Consider the following 22,339-nt stretch of genomic DNA (forward strand, 5'->3'; position numbering starts at 1 on the left):
CAGCCCGCGAGCCCTCAGTCCGCGAGCTCGAGCCGGGGCCAGTCCTCGAAGTCCTCGCGCATGCGGCGGTCGTGCGTCGCGACGACGACGGCCGCGGGCGTCACGCGCAGCGCCTGCGTGAGCTCGTCGACGAGGTCGATCGACAGGTGGTTCGTCGGCTCGTCGAGGACCAGCACGTGCGGTGCCGCGAGCAGGGCGCGCGCGAGGTCGAAGCGGCGCCGCTGGCCCGCGGAGAGCTCGCGCAGCGGCCGGTCCAGGTCGTCCTCCGTGAGCAGACCCAGGAACGCGACGGGCACGAGGTGCTCGGTGTCGAGGCGCCCGGCGTCGAGCAGCTCGAGCGCCTCCCGGCCGTACTCGTCGAAGCCCGTGCGCTCCTCCGCCCCGGCCGGCAGGTCGGGGCCCTCCTGCGCGACGACGCCGAGCCGCACGCCGTCGACCACCGACCGCGCGCCCCGGTCGAGCGCGACGCGGCCCGCGAGCGCCGCGAGGAACGTCGACTTCCCGCTCCCGTTGGGTCCCGTGACGAGGAGCCGGCCCGACGGCGGGATCGCGACCCGGGTGCCGGGCAGGTCGAGGCGGGGACCGTCGTCGGCCCCGACGCGCGGGCTGCGCAGCTCCACGACGGGATCAGCCGGGTTCCACCCCTGGGACATCGCGGGCAGCTCGGGGAACGCGAGCTGCAGCGGCGGCACGGGGACCTCGACCGACTCGGCCTCGAGCTTCTGGATCATCCGGTCCGCGGCCTTGACGTGGATGCGGGCGCGCGTGGCGCGGCGGTGCTTCTGGCTGCCCTTGGGCGGTCGCCACTCGTCGGACAGCCCCTCGTACGACGCGTCGAGCACCTCGGCGAGCTTCTCCGCGCGCTTGCGCTCGGCGCGGTAGCGCTGGCGCCAGCGGTGCAGCGCCTGGTTCTTCGCGAACCGGTACGACAGATAGCCCGGGTGGCCGTAGAGGACCGGCTTGCCGTCCATCGAGGGGTCGAGGTCGAGGATCTCCGTCGCGACGTCGTCGAGGAGCTGCCGGTCGTGCGTGACCATGACGACCCCGCCGCGCCACGCGACGAGCTCGCCCGTGAGGAAGTCGATCCCGCTCGTGTCGAGATGGTTCGTCGGCTCGTCGAGGAGCAGCAGCTCGGCGCGCTCGGCGAGGCGGCACGCGAGCCGCACCCGGTAGCGCTCCCCGACGGACAGCGTCGCGAGCTCGCGGTCGCGGTCGCGGCACGCGGCCAGGCGCGACAGCGCGACGTCGACGCGGCGGTCCGCGTCCCACACCGCGAGGTGCTCCGCGCGCGCGAGGATCGCGGTGAGCTCGGCGAGGTCGCCGGTGTCGTGGTCGAAGTCCCGGGCCGCGGCGTCGAGCGCCGCGGCGACGGCGCGCAGGCCGGACAGGGTCGCGCCGACGAGGTCGCCGACCGTCTGGCCCGGGGCGACGACGAGCTCCTGCTCGACGACGGCCAGGTCGCCCGCGCGGCGCACCTCGCCCCTGCTCGGCACGAGGTCGCCGGACAACACGTGCAGGAGCGTCGACTTCCCCGTCCCGTTCTCGCCGACCACGCCGAGCCGGGTCCCCTCCGCGACACGCACGCTCACGCCGTCGAGCACGGGACGCCCCGGGTAGGAGAAGGCGAGGTCGTCGGCTGCGAGGTGCACGGGACAACCCTAGGCGGCGCGGGACCGGGCCCTCGCCTTCGCGGGTGCGCGGCCTGCGCGGCGTGCCGGCCGCGAGATCGACCTGGGCGTCGCGAGGTCGACCCTCTGAGGGTCGATCTCGCGCCCGACGGGTCGATCTCGCGGGTACGGTCGATCCATGAGCACCGCGCCCGACGACCGCCTGCCCCGCCCCGCGCCGACGTCCTCCGGCGTCGGACGCGCCCGGCTCGGTCTCGTCGTGCTCGCTGCGCTGGCCGACGTCGCGTGCGTGCTCGTGCTCGCGTCCGGGGGCCTCGCGGCGCACACGCCGGGCGAGGGGGTCGTGCGGCTGCTGTACGTCGCCTGGCCGTTCGCCGTGGGCGCGCTCGTGGGGTGGCTCGCGACGCGGGCGTGGCGCCGGCCGTGGCGCCTCTGGCCCACGGGCGTGGTCGTGTGGGCGTGCGCGTGGGCGCTCGGGGTGCTGCTGCGCGTGCTCACCGGCCAGGGCGTGGCGCCGGCGTTCCAGCTCGTGTCGCTCAGCGTGCTCGGCGTCACGCTGCTGGGGTGGCGTGGCGTCGTCGCGCTCGTCGACGTGCTCCGTCCGGCCGACCGCCGCCGCCGCGAGCGCGAGCTGTCCGGGCGCTGACGCACCCGCGCGACCGCGGCACTACCCCGGGCGACCGCGGTACTACCCCGCGCGACCGGGGTGCTACCTCGGCGCGAGGGCGGCGACGATCTCCGGGGCGAGCGCGCGGAACGCGGTGCCCCGGTGGCTGATCGCGTTCTTCTCGGCCGGGCTCAGCTCGGCCGCAGACCGTCGCCGTACCGCACCCGACCCCGACCCCGGCGCCGCGCCCGCCGACGCCGCGTCCGAATCCGCGACCGGCTGGTCGTCGGGCTCGAGGATCGGGTCGTAGCCGAACCCGTTCTCGCCGCGCGGCGCGTCGAGGAGCACTCCGCGCATCTCGCCCGTCCGCACGACCTCGCGACCGTCGGGCGTGACGAGCGCCGCCGCGCACACGAACCCCGCCCCCCGGTGCTCGGGCCGCACGTCGCGCAGCTGTGCGAGGAGGAGCTCGAGGTTCGCGACGTCGTCGCCGTGCCGCCCCGACCAGCGGGCGCTGAAGATGCCCGGCGCGCCGCCCAGGACGTCGACGGCGAGACCGGAGTCGTCCGCGACGGCCGGCAGACCGGTGGCCGCCGCGAGCGCGCGCGCCTTGATGAGCGCGTTCTCGGCGAACGTCACGCCGTCCTCGACGGGCTCGGGTGCGCCGACGTCGCCCGCGCTGACGACCTGCTCGGACGCCAGCGCGAGCCCGGGGTGGGCGTCGAGCTCGGCGGCGAGGATGGCGCGGAGCTCGGCGAGCTTGCCCCGGTTGTGCGTCGCGAGGACGAGGCGAGCGCCGTCGGGCACCTGGACGGGCGCGCCGCCCGGTGCCGGAGCGGCGTCCGCCGGTCCGGTCCCGCTCACGCGCGCGCCTCGAGCGCGGCGCGCTGGATCGCGGTGAGCTGCGCGGTGCCCGCGACGGCGAGGTCGAGGAGCGCGTCGAGCTCGGCGCGGTCGAAGGGCGCGTGCTCGGCCGTGCCCTGCACCTCGACGAACGTCCCGGCTCCCGTCGTGACGACGTTCATGTCGGTCTCGGCGCGCACGTCCTCGACGTACGGGAGGTCGAGCATCGGCACGCCGTCGATGATCCCGACGCTCACGGCCGCGACGGAGTCCGTCAGCACCGGCTTGCCGCCGGACTTCACGTGACCGTGGCGCTGGCCCCACGCGACCGCGTCGGCGAGCGCGACGTAGGCGCCGGTGATCGCCGCGGTCCGTGTGCCGCCGTCGGCCTGGAGCACGTCGCAGTCGAGGACGATCGTGTTCTCGCCGAGCGCGGAGACGTCGATGACCGCGCGCAGCGAGCGCCCGATGAGCCGCGAGATCTCGTGCGTGCGGCCGCCGATCTTGCCCTTGACCGACTCGCGCTGGCTGCGCTCGTTCGTCGCGCGCGGGAGCATCGCGTACTCGGCCGTGACCCAGCCCTCGCCGGAGCCCTTGCGCCAGCGCGGCACGCCCTCGGTGAACGACGCCGCGCACAGCACGCGCGTGCGCCCGAACTCGACGAGGACGCTGCCCTCGGCGTGGTCGAGCCAGTTGCGCGTGATGGTCACGGGACGGAGCTGGTCGGGCGCGCGGCCGTCGACGCGCAGCACGGAGCCGCCGGAGACGTCAGGGGAGGTCATGCGCCCACCCTACCGACCGCGCCCCGCGCGCTGAGTGCTGGGTATTTGTCGTCCGGGCGTCGTCCGGACGACAAATACCCAGCACCCAGCGGTCAGACGAGGAACTCGGCGCCCGTCGTCGCGACGTCGACCGGGCCGGCGTAGACCTCGCGCGCCTCCGCGCGAGAACGCTCAGGGTCGTTCCAGGCCGGGAGGTGCGTGAGCACGAGCCGGCGCGCGCCCGCCGCGGTCGCGACCTCGCCCGCGCGCCTCCCGGTGAGGTGGATCCCGCGCTCGACGGCGTCGTCGCGCCCCTCGTGGAACGCCGCCTCCGACAGCAGCAGGTCGGCGTCGCGCGCGAGCTCCACCACGCCGTCGCACGCGTCGGTGTCACCCGTGTACGCGAGGACCGCCTGCTCCCCCGACCGGAGGGACGACGGCCCGGTGACCCGCACGCCGTACGCCTCGACGGGGTGGAACACGCGGTAGGGCTCGAGCGTCAGCGGTCCGACGGCGACCGCGGTCCCTGGCTCCCAGGTCCGCACGTCGAGCTCCTGCGCGAGCCCGTCCCCGGGCTCCGCGCCGTAGGCCGCATCGAGGCGCGTCACGGTGTCCGACGGCCCGAGCACGGGCAGCCGCGACGGCAACCCCGTCCGCGCGGAACCGCGCGTCGGGTGGTAGCGCAGGTACACGTACAGCCCGCACACGTCGACGAAGTGGTCGGGGTGCAGGTGCGACAGCCCGACCGCGTCGAGGTCGAGCGGGTCGACGAACCGCTGGAGCGCGCCGAGCGAGCCGTTGCCGAGGTCGAGCACGACGCTCCAGTCGCGCTCCTCGTGGCCCGCTGCGGCGGCCTCGGCGGCGGGCACCTGGACCAGGTACGACGACGCGGGCGAGGCCGGGCCCGCGAACGACCCGGAGCAGCCGACCGTGACGAGCCGCATCAGGCGGCCTCCACGGTGAGGACCTCGGGACCGAGGAAGCGTCGTGCGAGGTGCTCGAACGGCTCGGCGCTGCCCGTCGCGAGGAAGCGGTGCAGCGGCGGGCCGGCGTCGCGCGAGCGCTCGAGGTCGTGCGCGACGAGCGTGCGGTAGACGTCCTTCGCGGTCTCCTCGGCGCTCGACACGAGCGTGACGCCCTCCCCCATGACGTAGGAGATCGCGCCCGTGAGGAGCGGGTAGTGCGTGCAGCCGAGCACGAGCGTGTCGACCCCGGCCGCCTTGACCGGGTCGAGGTACTCGTGCGCGACCGCCATCACCTCCGGGCCCGACGTCACACCCTCCTCGATGAGCGGGACGAAAGCGGGACACGCCTGCGTCGTGATCTGCAGCCCGGGCGTCACGGCGAACGCGTCGTCGTACGCCTTGGAGTCGACGGTCGCCTTCGTGCCGATGACCCCGATGTGGCCCGACCGCGTCGCGAGCACCGCCCGGCGCGCGGCCGGCAGGACGACCTCGACCACGGGGATGCCGCGCCGGACCGTGTACCGCTCGCGCGCGTCGGGCAGCACGACCGCCGACGCCGAGTTGCACGCGATGACGAGCATCTTCACGCCGTCGTCGACGAGCCGGTCCATGACCGCGAGCGCCATCGCGCGGACGGCCGCGAGCGGCTTCGGGCCGTACGGGCCGTTGGCGGTGTCCCCCATGTAGAGGAGCGACTCGTTCGGCAGCTGGTCGAGGATCGAGCGGGCCACCGTGAGCCCGCCCACGCCCGAGTCGAAGATGCCGATGGGAGCGTCGTTCACGCGCCCGAGCCTAGTGCGACCCGCGCCGGACGGCCGTGCGTGCACGCGCCGTCGGGCTGTGGCAGCGCCCACAGCCCGACCCGGGTCGTCAGCCCCGGTCGCGACCGCGACGCGCCCGCAGGTCCGCGAGCATGCCGTCGACGAGGGACTCCTGCAGCAGCCCCGTGAGGAGGAACACGCTCACGAGGAACCGTCGGGCCGCGAGCCCGTCGACGTCGTCCTCGCCGTCGGGGCCGTCGTCCCCTTCCGCGTCGAGCTCGTCGTACAGGCCCTCGACCTGCTCGTCGGTCCGCAGGTCGAGGCGCTCCGCGAGCACGAGCCGCACGTCCGTCAGGGCGCCCGCCACGCGCTTCGCCGTGTCGCGCGGCACGACGAACGGCGCCGCGTGCGCCGGCTCGCCGTCCACGAGCATCTGGGCGAGCAGCACGAGCCGGCCGATCTTCTCGCCCGCCAGGTCGTCCTGCGTGAACCGGCGGAACTCGGCCGCGACCGCGGCGTCGTCCGACGCCGCGGGGAGCAGACGCCGGACCGCGGGGTCCAGCGGCGCCCTGCGGTCGGACCGGGGGGCGCCCGACCCGGTCGCGCGGGGAGCGGGACCGGTCCACCCGGGCGGCGCCCAGGCCTCGCCGCCCTCGGACCCGTCCCCCGCGTCTCCGTCCTCCCGAGCCCCGGGACCGTCGACGGGTGCGTGCTCCTGCAGCATCTGCGCGACGTCGCCCGCGAGCTGCGCCAGCACGATGCGCTCGGACGGCTCGAGCTCCGCGACGTACCCGAGCTCGTCGGTGCGGAACGGCCTCATGCCTCGTCGCTCCGCTGCATCGTCGCCCACAGGCCGAAGCCGTGCATGGCCTGCACGTCCACCTCCATGCGCTCGCGCGTCCCGGTCGACACCGCCGCGCGGCCCTCGTGGTGGACCTGGAGCATGAGCTCGTTCGCGCGGGACGTGGAGTACCCGAAGTACGACTCGAACACGTAGGCGACGTAGCTCATGAGGTTCACCGGGTCGTTCCACACGAGCGTGACCCACGGGCTGTCCGCGGCCACGTCCAGCTCCGTGCGCGTCGCCTCGTCGGGGACCGCGACGGACGCCCGGGGCAGGACGGCACGGGTGAAGATCGGGGGGAGGTTCACCCCACCACTGTATTCGCGGGCCCGTCACCGCCCGTGACGGACCCGTCTGCCCTACCGTGTTCCGCATGAGCCTGAACGACCGGGGCACCGCCGCCCTCCGGGCCGCCCTCGCCCCGGGACTCGACACCGGACTCGACGCCCTCGGCGCGACGACACCCGTGGACACCGGCCCCAGCCCTTCGACCGCCCTCCTCACCGACCGCTACGAGCTGACGATGCTCCAGGCCGCGCTCGCCGACGGCACCGCGCACCGCCACTGCCTGTTCGAGGTGTTCACCCGGCGCCTCCCGGCGGGACGACGCTACGGCGTCCTCGCGGGGACGGGACGGGTGCTCGAAGCGCTGGCGTCCTTCCAGTTCTCGGCGCGCGAGCTCGACTGGCTGCACGCGCACTCCGTGGTGGACGACCGCGCGCTCGACTACCTCGCCGGCTACCGCTTCACGGGCTCGATCAGCGGGTACGCCGAGGGCGAGGTGTTCTTCCCCCAGTCCCCCGTGATGGTCGTCGAGGGCACCTTCGCCGAGGCGGTCGTGCTCGAGACCCTCGTGCTGTCGATCCTCAACTACGACTCCGCCGTCGCCTCCGCCGCGTCCCGGATGACCAGCGCCGCCGTCGAGCGGCCGTGCCTCGAGATGGGCGCGCGGCGCGCCAACGAGCAGGCCGCGGTCGCCGCCGCCCGCGCTGCCGTCGTCGCGGGGTTTGCCGCGACCTCCAACCTCGAGGCCGGGCGCCGCTACGGGCTCGAGACCATCGGCACCGCGGCGCACGCGTTCACGCTGCTGCACGACGACGAGGAGTCGGCCTTCGCGTCCCAGGTCGCCTCCCTGGGCCCCGGCACCACGCTGCTCGTCGACACCTATGACGTCCACCGCGGCGTCACGAACGCGGTGCGCGCCGCGGGGACGGGGCTCGGCGCGGTGCGGCTCGACTCGGGCGACCTCGGCGTGCTCGCGGTCGAGGTACGGCGCCAGCTCGACTCCCTCGGCGCACGCGACACGAGGATCACCGTGACGTCCGACCTCGACGAGTACGCGATCGCGGCGCTGGCCGCCGCCCCGGTCGACTCGTACGGCGTCGGCACGTCGCTCGTCACCGGCTCGGGCGCCCCGACGTGCGGCATGGTCTACAAGCTCGTCGCGCGCGAGGACTCCTCGGGCGTGCTGCAGCCGGTCGCCAAGGCCTCGACGGCCAAGACGAGCACCGGCGGCCGCAAGGTCGCCGCCCGCCGCTACGGGGACGACGGGCGCGCCGTCGAGGAGCTCGTCGTCACGGGCGCCGACCTCGCCGTCCGGGACTGGGACCCGGACACCGAGGAGGGCGACGTGCGCCCCCTGCACGTCCCGCTCGTCGTCGACGGCGCCGTGGACTCGCGCTGGGTCGGGTCCTACGGCGTGCAGAACGCGGCGGACCGGCACCGCGAGGCGCGCGCCGAGCTGCCCCGCGGAGCACGCCGGCTCTCGGCCGGCGACCCGGCGATCCCCACGACGGTCCGGACACTGCGCTGACAGCGAGATAGCGACCTCCGGTCAGCAACCCCGACGAATCCGGGTCGGGCGTCGCTCTCTCGGCGGCAGATCGCTATCTCGGCGTACCAGGTCACTTCTTGCCGACGAACCAGCCGCGCACGAGGCTGACGCGCGCGTCGAGCTGCTCCACGGTCGCGAGCGGCACCTCCGGCCCACCGCAGCGACGGCGCAGCTCGTTGTGCACCGTGCCGTGCGGCTGCCCGCTGCGGCGTGCCCACGCCGAGACCAGCTGCTGGAGCTCCTTGCGCAGCTCGGCCGCGCGCCGGTGCTCGAGCTCCGACCGCTCCCGCTCGGCGGAGACCCCGTTCTTGGACCGCGCGCTGATCTGGTCAGCCTGACGCTGGCGCAGCAGGCTCGTCACCTGGTCCGCGTCGAGCAGGCCCGGCAGACCGAGGAAGTCGAGCTCCTCGTCGGAACCCATCTCCGCGCCCGTGCCGAACTCGCCGCCGTCGAACAGGACGCGGTCGAACGACGCCTGCGCCTCGAGCGCCTCGAACGACCCCTGGACGAGCTCGCCCGACGCCTTGTCCTCCCGGTTCGCCGCCGCGAGCTCCGCCGCCTCGGGGTCGAAACCCTCGCCCTGCTCCTCCGCCGTGAGCGGGCGGTCGAGCGCGTGGTCGCGCTCGACCTCCAGCCCGTTCGCGAGCTCGAGCAGCGGCGCGACGCTCGGGAGAAACACGGATGCCGTCTCGCCGCGCCGCCGCGCGCGCACGAAGCGCCCGACGGCCTGCGCGAAGAACAGCGGGGTCGAGGTCGAGGTCGCGTACACGCCGACGGCCAGGCGCGGGACGTCCACGCCCTCGGACACCATGCGCACCGCGACCATCCAGCGCTGGTCGCCGTCGGAGAACTCCTCGATGCGGCCGCTCGCGCCCTCGTCGTCGGAGAGCACGACCGTCGGCGACTGCCCGGTCAGGCGCGCGAGGTGGCCCGCGTAGGCGCGCGCGTCCGTCTGGTCCGTCGCGATGACGAGGCCGCCCGCGTCGGGGATCGCCCGCCGGACCTCGGAGAGCCGCTTGTCGGCCGCCGCGAGGACGGACGGGATCCACTCGCCGTTCGGGTCGAGCGCCGTGCGCCACGCCTGACCGGTCATGTCCTTCGTGAGCGGCTCCCCGAGGCGTGCGCTCACCTCGTCGCCCGCCTTCGTGCGCCAGCGCATCTGGCCGGAGTACGTGAGGAAGAGCACGGGCCGCACGACGTGGTCGCGCAGCGCCTCGCCGTACCCGTACGTGTAGTCGGCCTTCGAGCGACGGATCCCGTCCGGGCCGCGCTCGTACTCCACGAACGGGATCGCGGCGGTGTCGGACCGGAACGGCGTGCCGGTCAGGCTGAGCCGGCGCGTCGCGTCCTCGAACGCCTCGCGCACGGCCTCGCCCCAGGACAGCGCGTCCCCGCCGTGGTGGACCTCGTCGAGGATGACGAGCGTGCGGTCGGCGGTCGTGCGCGCGGCGTGCAGGGCCGGCTTCGCCGCGACCTGCGCGTACGTCAGGGCGACGCCGTCGTAGTGCGACCCGTGCCGCCCCTGGCTGTTGCGGAAGTTCGGGTCGATGCGGATGCCGACGCGCGCAGCGGCGTCGGCCCACTGGTGCTTGAGGTGCTCCGTCGGGGCGACGACCGTGACGCGACGCACGACGCCCTGCTCGAGGAGCTCGGTCGCGATGCGCAGCGCGAACGTCGTCTTGCCGGCGCCCGGGGTGGCGACGGCGAGGAAGTCACGCGGCGCGCGGGCGCGGTAGAGCTCGAGGGCCGCGGCCTGCCACGCGCGCAGCCGGGAGGCCGAGCCCCACGGGGCGCGTCGCGGGAAGGCCGGGGAGAGGTGCGAGGCCGCCGCGGACGACGGGCTCTGCGGTGCGGCCGGAGCGGCACCGGGAACGGTGCGGGGAGAGTTCGGGGAGGTGGACGACGAGTGGGGCGTGCCGCTCACTTGCCGGAGTCACCCTCGCCGTCCTGCGGTTCCCGCAGACCGTCGTAGATCTCCTTGCACGTGGGGCACACGGGGAACTTGTTCGGGTCGCGGCCCGGGACCCAGACCTTGCCGCAGAGCGCGATCACGGGCTTGCCGGACATCGCCGACTCCATGATCTTCTCCTTGCGCACGTAGTGCGCGAAGCGCTCGTGGTCGCCCGGCTCGGTCTGCTCGTGCGTCTCCTCGCGCTCGAGGACTCCCGTCGACGTGCCGGTGGTCGGCTCGGTCGCAGGGCTCCGGAACGGGTCCTCGGGACCGCCGGGGGGCGTGCTCGCGCGGAGTTCGGTCATGGCCAGCAGTCTACGTCGCCGCGCCGACAGCGTGTCCGCCGGCCCGGGCGCAGAAGAGCCCGCCGGCACCGGTCAGGGGCGTGACCGGTGTCGACGGGCGGCCAGCGGGAGGACTGCGCTCGCGGCCCGGGGACCCCGGTGCGCGTGCGCTCGTGCAAGCTCAGAGACCCTGCCACCGGGGCTTCGAGGCGTAGGTCTGGCGGTAGTAGTCGGCGAGCTGCAGCCGCGAGGCCGCGGCGTCGTCGACGAGCACGGTCGCGTGCGGGTGCATCTGCATGATCGTCGCCGGCCACAGGGCGCTGATCGGGCCCTCCACGAGCTGGTGCACGGCCTCGGCCTTGCCCTTGCCCGTCGCGAGCAGCACGAGGTGCCGGGCGGACATGATCGTCGCCAGGCCCTGCGTCAGGCAGTGCCGCGGCACGCGATCCACGTCGTCACCGAAGAACCGGGCGTTGTCCTCACGCGTCTGGGCCGTGAGCGTCTTGATCCGCGTGCGCGACGCGAGCGACGACCCCGGCTCGTTGAACGCGATGTGCCCGTCGGTGCCGATGCCCAGGATCTGCAGGTCCACCCCACCGGCCTCGGCGATCGCGGACTCGTACGCGGCGCACGCCGCGGGCAGGTCCTCGGCGTTGCCGTCCGGCCCCTGCACGGCCCCGGGGGCGAAGTCCACGCGCGACGCGATCTCCGTCTCGATGACGTTGCGATAGCGCTCCGGGTGGTCGGCGGGCAGCCCCACGTACTCGTCGAGCATGAAAGCGCGCGCCCGCGCGAAGCTCAGGCCTGCCTCCGCGTGCCGCCGTGCCAGCTCGTCGTACACCTTCAACGGGCTGGACCCCGTGGCCAGGCCCAGGACGGCGTCGGGCCGTGCGCGCACGAGCGCGTCGACCGCGTCGGCGGCCAGCTCGGCGAGCCGCGCGGCAGGAGCGATCACCACTTCCATCAGGACACCTCTCGACGGCCGACGAGGGCAGCGCCCACCGCGGCGACGGGGACGTCGTCGGGCGCGAGGGACACACGGTCCGCGAGCCGCAACGACGACAGGAACGGGGACGTCCGCGACTGCTCCTCGAGAGCGGCGCGGACGGCGTCGAGCAGCGGCACGCCGAGCGCCGACACGCCCCCGCCCAGGACGACGTGGCGCACGTCGACGGTCAGCTCAAGGATGCGCACGGCGCTCGCGACGGCGGACGCGAACTCGGCCTTGATGCGCACGGCCTCAGGGTCTCCCGCGGCCGCGGCCTCGAACAGCTCGGCCGGCGCGGGACGCCCGTGGCGCGACGGCCAGCGTGCGCTGAGCGCGGAACCGGACGCGTACACCTCGACGCAGCCCCGCTGGCCGCACGCGCACACCGGCCCGCGCGGGTCGATCGGGATGTGCCCGATCTCTCCCGCGGCGCCGCTCACGCCGCGGCGGAGCTCGCCGCCCAGGACGATGCCCGCCGCGAGACCGGTGCCGAGCGCGAGGAACGCGAGGTCGCCCCCGTCCGGACCCCTGAGGTGCGAGGCCCCGAGGGCCGCGACGTTGAGGTCGTTGTCCGTGCGGACGGGCAGGCCGCCCAGGTCGTCCGACAAGGCACGGGAAAGCGGGAAGCGGACGCCCTCGATGCCGAGGTTCACCGCGTGGGTGACCGACCCGTCGTCGGGGTCCACGAGGCCCGGCACCCCGACTCCGACGCCGTCGAGCGTGGCCAGGTCGACGCCGGCCCTGCGCGTGACCTCGCGCACGGCGCGTGCGGCGCTGGCCACGACGCCCTGCGGTCCACGGACCGTGGGGACCCGCACGGCCTCGTGCGCGACGCCGTCGGGCCCGAGGACGGTCGCGAGCACCTTCGTGCCACCGATGTCGAGCCCCGCGGTCCACCCGGCGCCGGAGCGCTCGAGGGTCCCGGTCGCGGGGCTCGGCCGCGGCGTCGCACCGAGGGCGCTCGGGGCGGCCGCCTCGCCCGAGAGCGAGGCGGCCGTGGTGAGGTCGTTCACGTCAGCCCTTCACCGCACCCGAGACCAGGCCGCCGGTCATCCGGCCCTGGACGATGAGGAAGAAGATCACCACGGGGACCGCGATGAGCACGGACCCGGCCATGAGCGCTCCCCAGTTCGTCGCCTGCGTCGCCTGCTGGAAGGTGCGCAGCCAGACCGGCAGGGTCATGGACTCGGGACGGGACATGATGATGAGCGCCATGAGGAACTCGTTCCACGCCTGGATGAACGCGAACACGCCCGTCGCGACGAGGCCCGGTGCGAGCAGCGGGAACGTGATCTTCCAGAAGGCCTTGCCGCGCGAGCAGCCGTCGATCATGGCGGCCTCCTCGAGGTCGGCGGGGACGCCGTTGACGAACCCGCGCAGCGTCCAGATCGTGAAGGGCAGGACGCCGGACACGTAGACGATCCCGAGGCCGACGATCGTGTTGAGCAGCTGCCAGCCGTCGATGATCCGGAAGATCGAGATCATCATCGCCTCGCCCGGGATCATCTGGACCACGAGGATCGCGATGATGAAGGTGCGGCGGCCCTTGAACCGGAACCGTGTGACCGCGAGCGACGCGAGGAACCCCAGCACCATCGCGATGACGAGCGTGAAGAACGTGACCGCGAGCGAGTTCTGCATCGCCGGGACGAACGGTGCCCGCGAGTCGTCCGTGATCGCGCTCACGTAGTTGTCGAGCGTGAAGACGTCGGGCGTCGGGAAGAAGTGCAGGTCGGTCCCGCGCACCAGGTTCGTGGGGAGGAACGACGTGTTGATCATCCAGTAGACGGGGAAGATCGACGCGAGGAACACGACGATCGCGAGGACCGCGTAGACGGCGTTCGCCGCCTTCTTGCGCTGCGTGTCGCGGCTCTTGCGCGGGACGTCCCGGTCGAGCGGCGCAGCGTGGCGGACGGGCGCGACGGGGGTGGTCGAGATGGTGCTCACAGTTCTTCCTCCCGGACCGTCTGACGCACGTAGTAGAACGAGATGCCGAGCATGATGAACACGAAGATCACCGCGATGGCGCCGGCCATGCCGTAGTGCCCCTGCGCCATGCCCATCTGGTAGATGTACACGCCGATCGTGTTCGTCTGCTCGCGGTCGCCACCGACGCCCTGCAGCGCGTAGATCTGGGTGAAGACCCGCAGGTCCCAGATGATCGACAGCACGATGAGCACGGTGACGATGCTCTTCACGTACGGGACCATGATGAGACGGAAGCGCTGGACCGGGCTGGCGCCGTCGAGCTGGGCGGCCTCGAGGACCTCGCCCGGGATCTGCGTCAGGCCCGCGTACATGGTGAACGCGACGAACGGTACGGCACCCCACACGATGATGATCGTCGCGATGAGGAAGAACTGGAGCGGGTTGAGGAGCCACGAGTGGCCCATCCAGTTCTCGCCCGTGATGGTCGTCAGGAGGTTGTTGATCACGCCGTACTGCGTGTCGAAGATCCAGCCCCAGACGATCGTCGCGGCGAGCGCGGGCATGGCCCACGCGAGGAGCAGGCCCACCGAGACCAGCAGGCGGAAGCCCTTGCCGAGCCGCATCATGAGCAGCGCGATGAGGGTACCGAGCACCATGGTCAGCACGACGCAGGCGGTCATGAGGACGAAGCTGCGCAGCAGCACCGTCCAGAAGCCGTCGACGTCCGTGAGGACTTCGGCGTAGTTGTCGAAGCCGACCCACTCGGCGGGCTGTCCCATGAGCTGGGCCCGCTCGTACTCCTGGAACGACATGACGAACAGCCGGACCAACGGGTATCCGACCAGGACCCCCAGCACGACGAGGCTGGGGAGGAGGAGCGTCCACGGCAGGACCGGTGGACGTCGCTTCTTCGTGGTGCCCCGCGCCGCGGCGTCGGCGCGCGCGGTGCGGGGTTCGAGGGTGGTTGAGCTCATGTCCTCACTCCGTCAGGTGCGCGGTGGTGCGCAGGCGACGTGCCCCTCGGCACGTCATGGGCAGGGGCGGGCACTCCTCGGGAGGAGCGCCCACCCCTGACGGCTCGATCCGGGCCCGCCCGGCTCACGTCCGGGCGGACCGACGGATCAGCTGTTGAGGATCTCCTCGATCTTCGCGTCGAGCTCCTCGGCGACCGCCTGGACGTCCTCGCCGTTCGCGATCTTCGTGAAGGCGCTCTGGAGCACGTTCTGCGCCTCGACGTCTGCCCAGCGGGGCGACGCGGGCGTCAGGCGGGCGTTGGCCGCCGCGGCGACACCGGCCTGCGAGATCGGGTCCTCCTGCGGGACGGTGTCGGACAGCGACACCTTCGCCGGGATGAGGCCGTTCGCGCCGAGGAACGACTGGTACTCGTCGCTCATCATGATCTCGAACGCCTTGTACGCGAGCTCGGGGTTGTTCGACTTCTGCGCGACGGCGATGTTCGAGCCGCCCGCGAAGACCGCGGCGGGCTCGCCGGCGGTCGCACCCGGCAGCGGGAACGCCGCGAGGTCGGAGCCGTAGGTCGTCTCGCAACCGGGGACGCCGTCGGGCTCCGTGGGCTCCTCCGGGGCCTTGATGGACCACTGGATCCACGTCGGCGCCGACAGGTACGCGACGTTGCCCTCGCAGAACGGCACCTGCAGGTCGGTCTCCTGACCGTCCTTCGGAGCCTTCGACGCGTTGTTCATGAGGTCCTGGACCTGCTCGAGACCGACGAGGCCGCCCTCGCTGGAGAAGCCCGCCTCCCACTCGCCCGAGTCGTTCTGCTCGGCGATGAAGCCACCGTTCTCCCACACGAACGGGAGCGCGTTGTACCAGTCCTGGCCGGGCCAGTAGAGACCGGAGCGGGTGTCCGTGGTGAGGGACTTGGCGGCCTCGACGTACTCGTCGAGAGTCGTCGGCACCGGGGCGTCGCCCGTGATCTGCGGGGAGTAGAAGACGACGCGCGAGCCGGCGTAGTAGGGCAGGGCGTAGTGCTTGCCGTCCCAGTCGCCCGCCTCGACGAAGCCGGGGAGCAGGTCGTCGCCGCCGAGCGACTCGAACTCCTCCTCGGTGATCTCACGGAAGAAGCCGGCCGACGTGAAGGCCGGGGACTGCGTGTTGCCGACCTCGATGACGTCGGGGCTGTCGGACCCGGAGAGCGCGGTCGTCAGCTTGTCGACGAGACCGGTCCAGGACTGCTCCTCGATGGTGAGGGTGCTGCCCGGGTTCTCCTCCTCGAAGGTCTCCTTCAGGTAGTCACGCGCTTCCTGCGGGGTGTCCGAGCCGTTGATCCAGACGCGGATGTCCCCGGTGGCGGCCTCGCCGCCGGAGCCGTTGTCGTCGTCGTTGCCGCCGCCGGAGCTGCAGGCGGTCAGCGCGAGCGCCAGGGTGATCGTCGACGCCACGGACGTGGCGACGAGGCGGTTCCTCTTCACTGGGTGCTTCCTCTCGGTGCTTGTGCGGTGTCGTCGATGACGGCGCACGAGATGTGGCAGGGGTCCTGCGTTATTCAGGGTGTGCGGTGCCCCGCGTCCGGAGGGTGCAGCACTGGGGTCTCCGGAGCGCCGGGCGTGCGGGGTGGGACGGGTCACGTGGTCGACCCGGCCCGTTCGGGCAGGGAGGTCAGGTGGGCGTGGTGCTCACGAGACCCCCAGCTGTCCGGACAGGACGAGGACGGCGGCCCCTGCGAGGACGACGTCTTCGTCGAGCGTGGCCATCCGCACCTGGAGCCCGCTGCCGATGACGGGCATCGTGCGACCACGGATGGTCTCGAGCGCTGCCTCCCGCAGGGGTCCGTCGAGCAGGTCCGCCGGACCGCTGATCAGGACCTCCGCGAGGTTCAGCGCACTGACGACAGGCGCGAGCGCGATGCCCAGCGTCCTGCCGACCGACGCCAGCGCAGCGTCGGACGTCTCGGTGTCGAGCCCGTCGACCGCGCGCCGCAGCGCCGGGACGGACAGGACGGTCTCCAGGCAGCCCCGGCGCCCGCAGGCGCACAGGTCGCCGTCGTCGACGACGGTCACGTGGCCCAGCTCGCCGGCCGCGTCCCCGTGCCCGCGCACGCGCGCGCCGTCGACCATGATGCCGGCGCCCACGCCCTCGCCCACGGTGAGGACGAGCAGGCCGTCCCCCGCGGCGCCGCCGAACGTGAACTCGCCGAGCGCGGCGATGTTCGCGTCGTTCGCGACGTGCACGGCGAGGCCGAGCTGCTCGGTGAGCTGCGCCGCGAGCGGCACGTCGTACCACCGGCGGTTCGGCGCCTCCACGACGCGGCCGACGGCGTCGACCACCCCCGGGGAGCCGATGCCCACGCCGATGACGGGCTGCGTGGCCGAGGCGATGAGGCCGCGGCAGAAGCGCGTGAGCAGGTCGACGAGCTCCGTGCCGGTCCGGCCGTCGACGGCGAGGCTCTGGCGCACCACGAAGTCCCCGGTGAGGGTGAGCACGGCGCCGCGCAGGACCTCGTCGTCGGTGAGGTCCACCGAGACGATCTGATAGGCGCTCGTGCGCATCCCGACGAGGATCGCGGGCTTGCCGACCCGCTGGCCCGGGCGCACGCCGAGCTCCTCGACCAGGCCCTCCGCGATGAGCACGGAGACGAGGTCGGAGATCGTGACACGGGTCAGCGACGTCGCCCGGGCGAGGTCGGCGCGCGAGGTGGGGCCCTCGTGGAAGAGGTGCTGCAGCACGAGGGAGCGGTTGTGGGCCCGAGCGTGCTCGGGGAGCACCTTGGAGGTGGGTCTGAGCCCTGAGCTCAGCCTCCTCCGCGGGGCACCGGTCCCGGTGACTGCCGTTGTCATGTTTGTTAGTAGACCGCCTTTACTAAGTGGGTGTCAACCTGCTCGCCCGGTCGTGACCGAACCGTTGTCGAGCGGCAACGTGGGCGACACGCGGCCCGGGCCACCGGTCCGTCGCACCTCCGCCCCGAGGGCGCACGGACCCTCGGTCAGCCGGCCGCTCGCGCGGAGATCCAGCCGCGCGCTCCCGCGTGCTCGACCGATCGCGTCGCGACGGTGACGGCGCTAACGAGCGCAGCGGCGAAAGGCTCCCCCGCGCAGAGCGCGGCCGCGAACGCCCCGTGGACGACGTCCCCCGCCCCCAGCGTGTCGACGACGCGGCGCGGCGACGGCACGGCCACCTGCGACCGGCGCCCGTCGTGCAGCACCTCGACCGGGCGCGCACCGCGCGTCCGCGCGACGAAGCGCGGACCGCGCCGCGCGAGGTCCGCCAGGGTCGCGTCCGAGCCCCGCCCCGACGCGTCCTCGTCGTCGAGCGGGACGCCCGGGACCCGGAAGTCCGCCGACAGCACGACGGCGTCGCAGAGCGCGACCATCTCCGGCGCCTGCGGCTTCCACGAGCCCCCGTCGAGCACGACGACGCACCCCGCGTCCCGGGCGCGTCGCGCCACCGCGAGCGCGAGCGGGGCGAGGTGACCGTCGAGCAGCAGGACGTCGCCGGGTCCCACCGGGCCGAGCAGGGCGTCGACGTCGTCCGCTCCCCCCGGCGGCACGAGGTCGCCGAGCGTCGTGGCGTTCGTGCTCACCACCGCACGCTCCCCCGACCCGGCCGTGACGAGGACGGTCGAGAGCGCAGGCTGCACGGCACCCCGGCGTGCCGCCGGGACGGCGTCGACGAGCTCGACGCCGGCAGAGACGACGTCGGCGCGGACCGCGTCCGCCAGCGGCCCGCTGCCGACCGCCGTCACCAGACGGGTCGACACCCCGAGCGCGACCGCCGTCGCCGCCGCGTTGGCGGCGGGCCCACCGAAGGTCGCGTCGAGCGAGCGGGCCACGACCTTCTCGTCGGGGCCTGGCAGGCGGTCGACGACCTGGACGACGTCGAGCGTCAGGAGTCCGCAGCACACGAGCACCCGCCCATCCTGCCGTCGAGTGGCGGCATGTGGCGACGAGGTCACGACCAGTTCACAACACGGTCACGATGTCCGGGAGCGTGTCCGGTTCGCACGCTTGGCCCCCTACTCTCGCAGCATGCGCACCAGCACCCGCCGGCTCCCCGCCCTCGTCGTCGCACTCGTCCTCGGCGGGGCTCTCCTCGCGGGGTGCTCCGGCGACGCCGGCGACGCGGAGTCGGGCGCCGCGCCCCTGACCTCCGAAGACCGCGCCGTGGAGGGCGACGCCGGGGGCGAGCTCGCCGAGGCGGGCTCCGACGACCCGGTGTCGGGCATCGCGACCGGCGACGAGGCCGCCCAGGCCGAGTCCGCGCGGGAGGTCGTCACGACCGGGTGGGTCACGGTCGTGACCGCGGACCCCGTCGCGGGCGCGGAGGAGGTCGCGGACCTCGCGGAGAGCGCCGGTGGGCGCGTCGAGACCCGCAACCAGTCGGGCGACGCCGAGGAGGGGACCGCACACGCCGAGCTGACGATCCGGGTCCCGGCCGACCGGACGACGGCCACGATCGACGCGCTCGGGCAGGTCGGCGAGGTGGACGACCTGTCGGTCGAGGCGGTCGACGTCACCGGCGCCGCGCGTGACCTCGACGCCCGGGTCGAGGCGCTCACCACGTCCGTGGACCGGCTGCGCGACCTCATGGGATCGGCCGGCACCACCGAGGACCTGCTCGCCGCCGAGCAGGAGCTCACGACGCGCCAGGCAGAGCTCGAGTCCCTCCAGTCGCAGCGGGCGGCCCTCACGGACCAGGTCGCGATGTCGACCGTGACCGTCACGCTGGTCCAGGTCGCACCCGTCGAGCAGCTCTCCCCCGGCGGCTTCCTCGGCGGGCTGGAGAACGGCTGGAACGCCCTGCTCGCGACGCTCAACGGGCTCGTCGTGGTGCTCGGGGCCCTGCTGCCGTGGCTCGTGCTGGGCGGGGCCGTCGCGCTCGTCGTCCGGTGGGTGCTGCGCCGTCGTCGGCGCGCCACCGCCGGCGGGACACCGCCGTCGGCGGGTGACCCGGCCGCACCCGACGGCGGACCCGGAGCAGCGCCCGGCGAGGGCGCGGAGGCCGGCGCCCAGCCGCTCGTCGGGGCGACGCGTGACTGACGGATCCACGGACCCGGACGGTGCCCGCGGCGAGGTGGGGCGGCTCTGGGACGCGGACCCGAGCGGCCCGGACGGCTCGGACGGCCACGCGGTCGGGTACCTGGTGACGCGAGAGTGCACGCACTGGGACACCGTCGGTCCGCACGCGTTCCCGCGGCACGTGAACCCCGAGCCGCGGCTGCAGTGGCGGGCCCATTTCGACGACCCGGCACGCGACGACGTGTACTGCGACGACCCGGACGCCCCGCGCGTCGGGCGCCACGACGACACGCTGACGATCGCGGGCGACGTCCTGCACGTGCAGTGGCTCGAGGGCACCGACGCGGAGACCGCCTGGGCGCGCCACGGCTGGTGAGCCGGCCATCCGGCTGCCGCGGCACGGAAGACGACGGACGGCCCGCACCGAGAGGTGCGGGCCGTCCGTCGCAGGGGTGGAGGTGCGGGGAATCGAACCCCGAACGGGTGGTTTGAGTGAACCCATATGGCACAACGGTTTTCACCCGTGCCGCCGTGACCCATAGTGGGGTCTCATGGGGCTACGATGGGCTCGTATCCGCAGTCGATGCATACGCCGTATGCATCGGCAGCACCGGAGAGAAGCGCGCCAGCGACCGCGAGGCCCAGCGTGCGAACACCCCGGAGTGCGACGACCTATGCGCCCAGGAGGAACCGTGAGCCAGGACTACGTGCCGACCGACAACGAGGTGCGCTCGATGTTCTGCGTCGGCATCTCTGACCCGACTAACCCCGAACCCGTCCCCGCGCGGCAGGCTTACGACGGGTATGACCGGTGGCTCGTGGCACGCGATCGCGCCGCGTTCGAGTCCATCGACGTGGACGCCCTCGCGAAGGAGTTGGCGCGGCACGTGACGTGGACCACGGAGACCCTGGCCGACGGAAAGATCGAGTCGGTGTGCTCAGCCTGCGGGTGGGTGATCGACAGCACCAGACAGTGGATGGCTGGTGACCAACTGAACCTGCACCACGCCACGGCGATCAAGGCGCACCTGCTGGGCACCACATGATCACTCCCCGCCCGCGCAAGTCACGCGACGGCACCGTGTCGTGGCAGATCATGTTCCGCCACGACGGCCGCATGACGTCGCGCACCTTCCCCACCGAGAAAGGCGCGCGCGAGTTCGCCAGACTCCTCGACCAGCTCGGGAAGGCCGAAGCGCTCAAGGTTCTCGACGAGCGCGAGGGGGCCGACGCCAACACCCCCACGTTCGGGGCATGGGCGCGCGAACACGTCGACTCCCTCACAGGCGTCACCGACGGCACCCGCGACCGCTACCGCCGCATCCTCGACACCAGACTCGCCGGACTCACCCCGCTGCCCGTCGACTCCGTAACGCCCGCACGTGTCGCCGCATGGGTCAACGGCCTCGAACGCGAAGGGTTGTCCGGGAAGTCGATCAGCAACCTGCACGGCTTCCTGTCGTCCGTCTACAAGGCAGCCATGCGCCGCGGACTCGTCACCGCCAACCCCTGCGACGGGACGCGCATCCCCAAGACCGAGCGCGAGGAGATGGTCACGCTCACCGACGTCGAGTTCGCCACATTCCTCGCGCACGTCCGCCCCGACGCACGCGACATGGTGACCTGCCTCCCCTTCACCGGGCTCCGATTCTCCGAGCTCGCCGCGCTGCAGGTCCGGGACGTCGACTTCAACGCCGGGATGCTCACCGTGACCCGCGCATGGAAGTACACGGAGAACAACGCGCTCGTCCTCGGCCCGCCCAAGTCGCGCCGGTCACGACGAACCATCCCCGTGCCGCGCGTCGCACTCGAAGCCCTCGCACGCGCCGCCGACGGGAAAGCCTCGACCGACTACCTGTTCACCAACACCGCCCGCAAGCCCTGGACCCGCTCACGCTTCCACGAGGGCGTGTGGCAGCCCGCCGCGAAGACGGTCGCGCCCATCATCGGGAAGAAGCCCACACCGCACGGCATGAGGCACACGTGCGCGTCGTGGATGCTCAAGGGCGGGGCGCCGATGGTTGTGGTGCAGCGTCACCTCGGGCACGAGTCGATTGCCGTTACCGAGTCCGTCTACTCACACCTCGAGCCGTCCCTCATCGCATCCGCGGTGAACGCGCTGGACCACGCCGGCGCCACCGCGTTCCCCCAGATCGAAGGATGACCGCGCCCGTTTGGCGGGGTGCTCGTAGCGCGTGTAGTGTCTCGCTCCGTCGGCGGGCTGTGGCGCAGCTTGGTAGCGCACCTGACTGGGGGTCAGGGGGTCGCAGGTTCAAATCCTGTCAGCCCGACCACCGAAGGCGGATCGTGCCTAACCGGCGCGGTCCGCCTTCTCTATGCCGCACCCTAGTCGCCCACGCACAGCAGCGCGCATAGCAACCCAGGCACGAGACCCGTCGGCCGGTCCTGCGACGGCTCAGGTGCGGGCGTGCTGGCAGGCTGCACGGGCTCAGGAGGCGTCACGGGTGCAGGCTTCGGGGCGGGCGCAGGCGCAGCAGGCGCCGGTGCAGGGGCCACCACCTCGGGCGCCGGTTGCGGTGCAGGCTCCGGCGCATCCACCTCCTGCACCGGCTCAGGCAGCGGCTCCACGTCCACCACGACCGGCGGGGTAGCGTCCTCAGGTGCCGGCTCAACCGTCGCAGGTGGCGAGCTGGGAGACGGCTTCGGTGTCGTCGGCGTCGGTGTGGGTGACTGGCCGACGTTCTGCTCCACGCCCTGCCGCTGATGCACCTCCTGCCGCAATGGCTCCTGCATCGCTGCACGGTTCACCGCCGCCAACCAGAACACCACCGACGCGACAAACAGGGCAGCACACACCACGACGGCGACCACCCAACCGGGCGGTCGCCGTCTTTTCTCGTCTCCGGGCTCGTGGTCACGCTCGCGGTAACCGTCCAACACCCCTTGCGCGTAGGCGTCGTCCTCTGGCTTCATCCCGCCGTCGTCCTCGTCGACAACCCGCAGCATCC

At 73.2% G+C, this 22,339-nt stretch carries 23 protein-coding genes and 1 tRNA gene; 7 read left to right on the plus strand and 17 right to left on the minus strand.

Annotated features, from left to right (window positions below; translation table 11 throughout):
- Positions 1-14: 14 nt before the first annotated feature.
- Positions 15-1,649 carry an ABC-F family ATP-binding cassette domain-containing protein gene (locus AC4H2G_RS13175; protein ID WP_494366185.1) on the minus strand — a complete coding sequence of 545 codons (1,635 nt, stop codon included), beginning with the start codon at positions 1,647-1,649 and terminating at the stop codon, positions 15-17.
- A 157-nt stretch (positions 1,650-1,806) separates the two neighbouring features.
- Here AC4H2G_RS13175 and AC4H2G_RS13180 point away from each other — a divergent pair, with 157 nt between their 5' ends.
- A complete protein-coding gene (locus tag AC4H2G_RS13180) occupies positions 1,807-2,274 on the plus strand; it encodes a DUF3054 domain-containing protein (protein ID WP_494366186.1) in 468 nt (155 codons plus the stop codon).
- A gap of 63 nt (positions 2,275-2,337) precedes the next feature.
- On the opposite strand, the gene AC4H2G_RS13185 is transcribed toward AC4H2G_RS13180, so the two are convergent.
- From AC4H2G_RS13185 to clpS, 6 genes are all read right to left on the minus strand, one after another.
- Complete coding sequence (locus AC4H2G_RS13185) at positions 2,338-3,099, minus strand: non-canonical purine NTP pyrophosphatase (RefSeq protein ID WP_494366187.1); 762 nt, start codon at positions 3,097-3,099, stop codon at positions 2,338-2,340.
- Entirely contained in the window at positions 3,096-3,860 is a 765-nt protein-coding gene (gene rph, locus AC4H2G_RS13190) for a ribonuclease PH (protein ID WP_494366188.1), read from the minus strand. The genes AC4H2G_RS13185 and rph overlap by 4 nt, the downstream gene beginning before the upstream one ends.
- A 92-nt stretch (positions 3,861-3,952) precedes the next feature.
- Positions 3,953-4,783, minus strand: coding sequence for an MBL fold metallo-hydrolase (locus AC4H2G_RS13195; protein WP_494366189.1), 831 nt, complete (start codon positions 4,781-4,783; stop codon positions 3,953-3,955).
- Positions 4,783-5,586 (minus strand): glutamate racemase, encoded by an 804-nt coding sequence (murI, locus tag AC4H2G_RS13200; protein WP_494366190.1) that lies wholly within the window; start codon positions 5,584-5,586, stop codon positions 4,783-4,785. The genes AC4H2G_RS13195 and murI overlap by 1 nt, the downstream gene beginning before the upstream one ends.
- Before the next feature lie 88 nt (positions 5,587-5,674).
- Entirely contained in the window at positions 5,675-6,385 is a 711-nt protein-coding gene (locus AC4H2G_RS13205; RefSeq protein ID WP_494366191.1) for a DUF2017 family protein, read from the minus strand.
- On the minus strand, positions 6,382-6,717 hold the full coding sequence (gene clpS, locus AC4H2G_RS13210) for an ATP-dependent Clp protease adapter ClpS (RefSeq protein WP_494366192.1): 336 nt from the start codon (positions 6,715-6,717) through the stop codon (positions 6,382-6,384). Before clpS ends, AC4H2G_RS13205 begins: the two co-directional genes overlap by 4 nt.
- 65 nt (positions 6,718-6,782) lie before the next feature.
- On the opposite strand from clpS, the gene AC4H2G_RS13215 reads away from it, so the two are divergent.
- Complete coding sequence (locus AC4H2G_RS13215; protein WP_494366193.1) at positions 6,783-8,222, plus strand: nicotinate phosphoribosyltransferase; 1,440 nt, start codon at positions 6,783-6,785, stop codon at positions 8,220-8,222.
- 91 nt (positions 8,223-8,313) lie between these two features.
- On the opposite strand, the gene AC4H2G_RS13220 is transcribed toward AC4H2G_RS13215, so the two are convergent.
- The 9 genes from AC4H2G_RS13220 to AC4H2G_RS13260 all read right to left on the minus strand — a co-directional run bounded on the left by AC4H2G_RS13220 (position 8,314) and on the right by AC4H2G_RS13260 (position 18,262).
- Positions 8,314-10,167 (minus strand): DEAD/DEAH box helicase, encoded by a 1,854-nt coding sequence (locus AC4H2G_RS13220; protein ID WP_494366194.1) that lies wholly within the window; start codon positions 10,165-10,167, stop codon positions 8,314-8,316.
- Positions 10,164-10,499, minus strand: coding sequence for a DUF3039 domain-containing protein (locus tag AC4H2G_RS13225; protein WP_494366195.1), 336 nt, complete (start codon positions 10,497-10,499; stop codon positions 10,164-10,166). The genes AC4H2G_RS13220 and AC4H2G_RS13225 overlap by 4 nt, the downstream gene beginning before the upstream one ends.
- A 160-nt stretch (positions 10,500-10,659) precedes the next feature.
- Complete coding sequence (gene nagB / locus AC4H2G_RS13230) at positions 10,660-11,442, minus strand: glucosamine-6-phosphate deaminase (protein WP_494366196.1); 783 nt, start codon at positions 11,440-11,442, stop codon at positions 10,660-10,662.
- A complete protein-coding gene (locus AC4H2G_RS13235) occupies positions 11,442-12,479 on the minus strand; it encodes an ROK family protein (RefSeq protein ID WP_494366197.1) in 1,038 nt (345 codons plus the stop codon). The genes nagB and AC4H2G_RS13235 overlap by 1 nt, the downstream gene beginning before the upstream one ends.
- A 1-nt stretch (position 12,480) precedes the next feature.
- On the minus strand, positions 12,481-13,404 hold the full coding sequence (locus tag AC4H2G_RS13240; RefSeq protein WP_494366456.1) for a carbohydrate ABC transporter permease: 924 nt from the start codon (positions 13,402-13,404) through the stop codon (positions 12,481-12,483).
- Positions 13,405-13,409: 5 nt separating this feature from the next.
- Positions 13,410-14,369 carry a carbohydrate ABC transporter permease gene (locus tag AC4H2G_RS13245; RefSeq protein ID WP_494366198.1) on the minus strand — a complete coding sequence of 320 codons (960 nt, stop codon included), beginning with the start codon at positions 14,367-14,369 and terminating at the stop codon, positions 13,410-13,412.
- A 147-nt stretch (positions 14,370-14,516) separates the two neighbouring features.
- On the minus strand, positions 14,517-15,827 hold the full coding sequence (locus tag AC4H2G_RS13250; protein WP_494366199.1) for an extracellular solute-binding protein: 1,311 nt from the start codon (positions 15,825-15,827) through the stop codon (positions 14,517-14,519).
- A gap of 204 nt (positions 15,828-16,031) precedes the next feature.
- Positions 16,032-17,192, minus strand: a complete 1,161-nt coding sequence (locus tag AC4H2G_RS13255) for an ROK family protein (protein ID WP_494366200.1) — start codon at positions 17,190-17,192, stop codon at positions 16,032-16,034.
- 146 nt (positions 17,193-17,338) lie between these two features.
- Positions 17,339-18,262, minus strand: coding sequence for a PfkB family carbohydrate kinase (locus tag AC4H2G_RS13260; RefSeq protein ID WP_494366201.1), 924 nt, complete (start codon positions 18,260-18,262; stop codon positions 17,339-17,341).
- Positions 18,263-18,380: 118 nt separating this feature from the next.
- On the opposite strand from AC4H2G_RS13260, the gene AC4H2G_RS13265 reads away from it, so the two are divergent.
- The 5 genes from AC4H2G_RS13265 to AC4H2G_RS13285 all read left to right on the plus strand — a co-directional run bounded on the left by AC4H2G_RS13265 (position 18,381) and on the right by AC4H2G_RS13285 (position 21,664).
- Positions 18,381-19,391, plus strand: coding sequence for a DUF4349 domain-containing protein (locus AC4H2G_RS13265; protein WP_494366202.1), 1,011 nt, complete (start codon positions 18,381-18,383; stop codon positions 19,389-19,391).
- Positions 19,384-19,746, plus strand: coding sequence for a hypothetical protein (locus AC4H2G_RS13270; protein ID WP_494366203.1), 363 nt, complete (start codon positions 19,384-19,386; stop codon positions 19,744-19,746). Before AC4H2G_RS13265 ends, AC4H2G_RS13270 begins: the two co-directional genes overlap by 8 nt.
- A 316-nt stretch (positions 19,747-20,062) precedes the next feature.
- Positions 20,063-20,416, plus strand: a complete 354-nt coding sequence (locus AC4H2G_RS13275; protein ID WP_494366204.1) for a hypothetical protein — start codon at positions 20,063-20,065, stop codon at positions 20,414-20,416.
- Positions 20,413-21,534 carry a tyrosine-type recombinase/integrase gene (locus tag AC4H2G_RS13280; RefSeq protein WP_494366205.1) on the plus strand — a complete coding sequence of 374 codons (1,122 nt, stop codon included), beginning with the start codon at positions 20,413-20,415 and terminating at the stop codon, positions 21,532-21,534. Before AC4H2G_RS13275 ends, AC4H2G_RS13280 begins: the two co-directional genes overlap by 4 nt.
- 53 nt (positions 21,535-21,587) lie before the next feature.
- Positions 21,588-21,664, plus strand: a tRNA-Pro gene (locus AC4H2G_RS13285).
- A gap of 52 nt (positions 21,665-21,716) precedes the next feature.
- Here AC4H2G_RS13285 and AC4H2G_RS13290 read toward each other — a convergent pair.
- On the minus strand, positions 21,717-22,337 hold the full coding sequence (locus AC4H2G_RS13290) for a hypothetical protein (RefSeq protein WP_494366206.1): 621 nt from the start codon (positions 22,335-22,337) through the stop codon (positions 21,717-21,719).
- Positions 22,338-22,339 lie beyond the last annotated feature (2 nt).

This window comes from Cellulosimicrobium sp. BMG9.23, assembly GCF_059159985.1.

Coding starts and splice junctions, on each gene's coding strand:
- AC4H2G_RS13280 (WP_494366205.1), top strand. CDS start 20,413: ATGATCACTCCCCGCCCGCGCAAGTCACGCGACGGCACCGTGTCGTGG.
- rph (WP_494366188.1), bottom strand. CDS start 3,860: ATGACCTCCCCTGACGTCTCCGGCGGCTCCGTGCTGCGCGTCGACGGC.
- nagB (WP_494366196.1), bottom strand. CDS start 11,442: ATGGAAGTGGTGATCGCTCCTGCCGCGCGGCTCGCCGAGCTGGCCGCC.
- AC4H2G_RS13255 (WP_494366200.1), bottom strand. CDS start 17,192: ATGACAACGGCAGTCACCGGGACCGGTGCCCCGCGGAGGAGGCTGAGC.
- AC4H2G_RS13180 (WP_494366186.1), top strand. CDS start 1,807: ATGAGCACCGCGCCCGACGACCGCCTGCCCCGCCCCGCGCCGACGTCC.
- AC4H2G_RS13195 (WP_494366189.1), bottom strand. CDS start 4,783: ATGCGGCTCGTCACGGTCGGCTGCTCCGGGTCGTTCGCGGGCCCGGCC.
- AC4H2G_RS13225 (WP_494366195.1), bottom strand. CDS start 10,499: ATGACCGAACTCCGCGCGAGCACGCCCCCCGGCGGTCCCGAGGACCCG.
- AC4H2G_RS13205 (WP_494366191.1), bottom strand. CDS start 6,385: ATGAGGCCGTTCCGCACCGACGAGCTCGGGTACGTCGCGGAGCTCGAG.
- AC4H2G_RS13215 (WP_494366193.1), top strand. CDS start 6,783: ATGAGCCTGAACGACCGGGGCACCGCCGCCCTCCGGGCCGCCCTCGCC.
- AC4H2G_RS13290 (WP_494366206.1), bottom strand. CDS start 22,337: ATGCTGCGGGTTGTCGACGAGGACGACGGCGGGATGAAGCCAGAGGAC.
- AC4H2G_RS13245 (WP_494366198.1), bottom strand. CDS start 14,369: ATGAGCTCAACCACCCTCGAACCCCGCACCGCGCGCGCCGACGCCGCG.
- AC4H2G_RS13265 (WP_494366202.1), top strand. CDS start 18,381: ATGCGCACCAGCACCCGCCGGCTCCCCGCCCTCGTCGTCGCACTCGTC.